Annotated in this window: 3 protein-coding genes; 1 reads left to right on the forward strand and 2 read right to left on the reverse strand. The window is 56.4% G+C overall.

All coding sequences use genetic code 11. The features are described 5' to 3' along the window. Window positions 1-181: 181 nt before the first annotated feature. The gene (locus BDE01S_RS09225) at window positions 182-1,354 is read left to right on the forward strand and encodes an NAD(P)H-dependent flavin oxidoreductase (RefSeq protein ID WP_066080600.1); all 1,173 of its coding nucleotides are present in this window, start codon (window positions 182-184) and stop codon (window positions 1,352-1,354) included. Between the two features lie 184 nt (window positions 1,355-1,538). Here the strand turns inward: BDE01S_RS09225 and trxA are convergent, their stop codons facing one another. Beyond that, entirely contained in the window at window positions 1,539-1,871 is a 333-nt protein-coding gene (gene trxA / locus BDE01S_RS09230) for a thioredoxin TrxA (protein WP_066080602.1), read from the reverse strand. Between the two features lie 63 nt (window positions 1,872-1,934). Beyond that, a complete protein-coding gene (locus BDE01S_RS09235; protein ID WP_066080605.1) occupies window positions 1,935-3,479 on the reverse strand; it encodes an ABC transporter ATP-binding protein in 1,545 nt (514 codons plus the stop codon). Window positions 3,480-3,513 lie beyond the last annotated feature (34 nt).

Consider the following 3,513-nt stretch of genomic DNA (forward strand, 5'->3'; position numbering starts at 1 on the left):
ACACCGCATACCGCCCCCTTTCAACAGCAAACATACACCCCCTGCCGCATCGTCTTTTTAGAATTTTACTCTAAAAAAACTATACAACTACTCTAATTTTTCACAAACTAGAGTATAATGCCTAAAAATTTCAAAACACGGCAGCCCAGTAAGGCCGTCTGAAAATCTGCAAGGAAACAATATGCAACATCTGTTCAAGCCTCTGGTTATCCGCGGAAAATCCCTGATTCCCATCGTGCAGGGCGGGATGGGCGTGGGGGTATCGGCTGCCGGTCTCTCCAGCGCCGTCGCCCGCGAAAACGGCATCGGCACCATCGCCAGCGTCGATTTGCGCCATCTGCACGAAGACTTGCTGGCCGAGTCCCAACGCAATCCCAGCGAAGAAAAATACACCCGTCTGAATCTGACCGCGCTCGACCGCGAAATCAGCAAGGCCAAAGCAGATGCCGGCGGCCGAGGCATGATTGCCGTCAACGTGATGAAAGCCGTCAAAGACCACGCCGCCTATGTGCGCCAGGCCTGCGAATCCGGCGCCGATGCCATTGTAATGGGCGCCGGCCTGCCGCTGGATTTGCCGGAAATGACCGAGGGCTATCACAAAGACGTGGCGCTGTTCCCGATTTTGTCCGAATCGCGCGGCATCAACATCGTGCTCAAACGCTGGATGAAAAAAGGCATCCTGCCCGATGCCATCGTAATCGAGCATCCCGCCCACGCCGCCGGGCATTTGGGCGCTGCCAGCGTGGCCGGCGTCAACGATGCCAAATTCGACTTCCCGCGCGTGATTGAAGAAACGCAGGAAGTCTTCAAAACTCTGGGCTTGGAAAACGAAAACATCCCCCTGGTGCTGGCTGGCGGCATGGCCGATTTTGACAAAATCCACACCGCGCTGAACACCTGGGGCGCCGATGCCGTACAAATCGGCACAGCGTTTGCCGTCACCCGAGAAGGCGACGCGCACCTGAATTTCAAGAAAACCCTGGCCGGAGCGGAAACCGAGCAAGTCGTCGAATTCATGTCGGTTGCCGGCCTGCCCGCACGCGGCGTACGCACACGTTTTTTAGACAGCTACATCAAGCGCGAAAGCAAGCTGCAGGCCGCCGCCAAAGCCGACCCGCGCCGCTGCACACAGGGCCTGAACTGCCTGACCAGCTGCGGCCTGCGCGACGGCTTGGGAAAAGCCGGCCAATTCTGCATCGACATCCAGCTCGCCGCCGCCTGGCGCGGCGAAGTCGATAAAGGGCTGTTTTTCCGAGGAAAAGACCCGCTGCCTTTCGGCAACGCCATCCGCAGCGTGCGCGAAACCATTCAATACCTGTTAAGCGGCATCCGCCCGGCGGCCAATCCGCTCTAAGCCGCCCGTGCGGTATTTTGATGATGAAAAGCCGTCTGAAAAATCGAATTTTCAGACGGCTTTTTTTATAGTCGTTTCACTTTAGTTTGATACAGCGTTGCTGCTTCTTGTCGTACTGTCTGTACTGTCTGCTGCTTGCTGCCTTGCCTCAATCTAACGAAACGACTAAATAAATGACGATAAATTAGGCAATCGAAGCGTTGATAAACGCAGTCAACTGGCCTTTGGCCAATGCGCCGACTTTGGTCGCTACGTTTTCGCCGTTTTTGAAAATCATCAAAGTCGGGATACCGCGCACGCCGAATTGCGCCGGGGTTTGCTCGTTTTCATCGATATTGATTTTCACGACTTTCAGCTTGCCTTCAAACTCAGCAGCCACATCGTCCAAAATCGGGGCGATCATTTTGCAGGGTCCGCACCACGGCGCCCAGAAATCCAGCAATACCGGCACTTCGGATTTCAACACGTCTTGCTCGAAGCTCGCATCGGTAGCATGTACAATCAATTCGCTGCTCATCTTGTTTCCTTTTCAGAGGTTGGTTTGTTGATGGATTCAGAATAGGGCTTCTGCCGCAAAATTTCAAGTAGCCGCGTGCAGTAATAGCTTTTTTGTATAATCCGATTTAGGTTTGGCAAACACTTCTTCCGCGCTGCCCCGCTCGACCACGCGCCCGTCTTTCAACACCATCACGCGGTGCGACAAAGCGCGGATAACCGCCAAATCATGGCTGATGACAATCAGGCTCAAACCGTATTGCCGCTGCAAATCCGCAAGCAAGGCCAAAATCTGCTGCTGCCATTGCACGTCCAGCGCGCTGGTCGGCTCGTCCAACACCAGGATTTTCGGGCGCACGATGACCGCACGCGCAATCGCCAGCCGCTGCCGCTGCCCGCCGGAAAACGCGTGCGGATAGCGGTAGAGTGCATCTTCGGGCAAACCGACCTGCCGCAATACTTCGATGACCCGCGCCGTGACTGCCTCGCGGCCCAAGTGCGGCTCGTGTACGCGTAAACCTTCGGAAACGATGTCCAGCACATTCATGCGCGGGTTAAACGCGCCGAACGGATCCTGAAACACCATCTGGATTTCCCGCCGCATGTGCGGCTGCCAATCTTCGCCGCTGATTTTCAGACGGCCTTCCGACTTCATCAGCCGCATCAATGCCTTAGCCAGCGTGGTTTTGCCGCTGCCGCTCTCACCGATGACGCCCAGCGTTTCACCGGCCTTCAAATCGAAATCCGCCGGTTCAAGCAGCACTTTATCGCGCTTGCGGAATAATCCCGCACTCTCCTTAACCGCCACGCTGATTTGCTCCGCTTCCAAAACCGTCGCCGCATCGTCCGTCGGCGGCACAACCTGCCGCACCGTACCCGCGTTCAGCAGCATTCGGGTGTATTCGTGTTGCGGATTGGCAAACACCGCCGCCGTTTCGCCGCGCTCCACCACTTCGCCGCAGCGCATCACCGCCACATCGTCGGCAAAACGGCGCACCAGGTTCAAATCATGGCTGATATACAGCAGGGTCATGTTTTTTTCTGCCTGCAAACGCGCCAGCAAATCCAAAATCTGCGCCTGCACCGCCACATCCAGCGCGGTAGTCGGCTCGTCGGCAATCAAAAGTTTCGGCTCCGCCGCCACCGCCATCGCAATCATCGCCCGCTGCCGCTGCCCGCCCGAAAGCTGGAAGGGATAGGCCGATGCCTTTTCTTCGGGCTGATGAATGCCGGTTTCCGCCAACAACGCCACCGCCCGCGCCCATGCCGCTTTTTTATTCAAACCCAAATGCAGCGTCAGCACTTCGGCAATCTGCGCCCCCACACGCATAACGGGATTGAGTGCCGTCATCGGCTCTTGAAACACCATGCCGATTTCCCGCCCGCGCAGTTTGCGTAATTCGCGCTCCGGCAAAGCCAGCAGATCGCGCCCGCCGAATTTCAGACGGCCGCTGAACGACACCGCCGGATTTACGCGCATGATGCCTTGCGCCAGCACGGTTTTGCCGCTGCCGCTCTCGCCCACCAGCGCGGTTTTCCTACCTTCGCGGATATTCAGGGAAATATGGTGCAGCACTTCTTTATCGGGAAACGCGGCGGAAAGGTTTTCGATTTCGATTAGATGGCTCATGCGGGTGTACTGTGAATCAATCAAAAATATCGTT

The organism is Bergeriella denitrificans NBRC 102155 (genome assembly GCF_001592185.1).
Lineage (GTDB): Bacteria > Pseudomonadota > Gammaproteobacteria > Burkholderiales > Neisseriaceae > Neisseria > Neisseria denitrificans.

Bases quoted from the DNA above. Each gene is read 5' to 3' on its own strand.
- BDE01S_RS09235 (WP_066080605.1), bottom strand. From the start codon at position 3,479: ATGAGCCATCTAATCGAAATCGAAAACCTTTCCGCCGCGTTTCCCGAT.
- BDE01S_RS09225 (WP_066080600.1), top strand. From the start codon at position 182: ATGCAACATCTGTTCAAGCCTCTGGTTATCCGCGGAAAATCCCTGATT.
- trxA (WP_066080602.1), bottom strand. From the start codon at position 1,871: ATGAGCAGCGAATTGATTGTACATGCTACCGATGCGAGCTTCGAGCAA.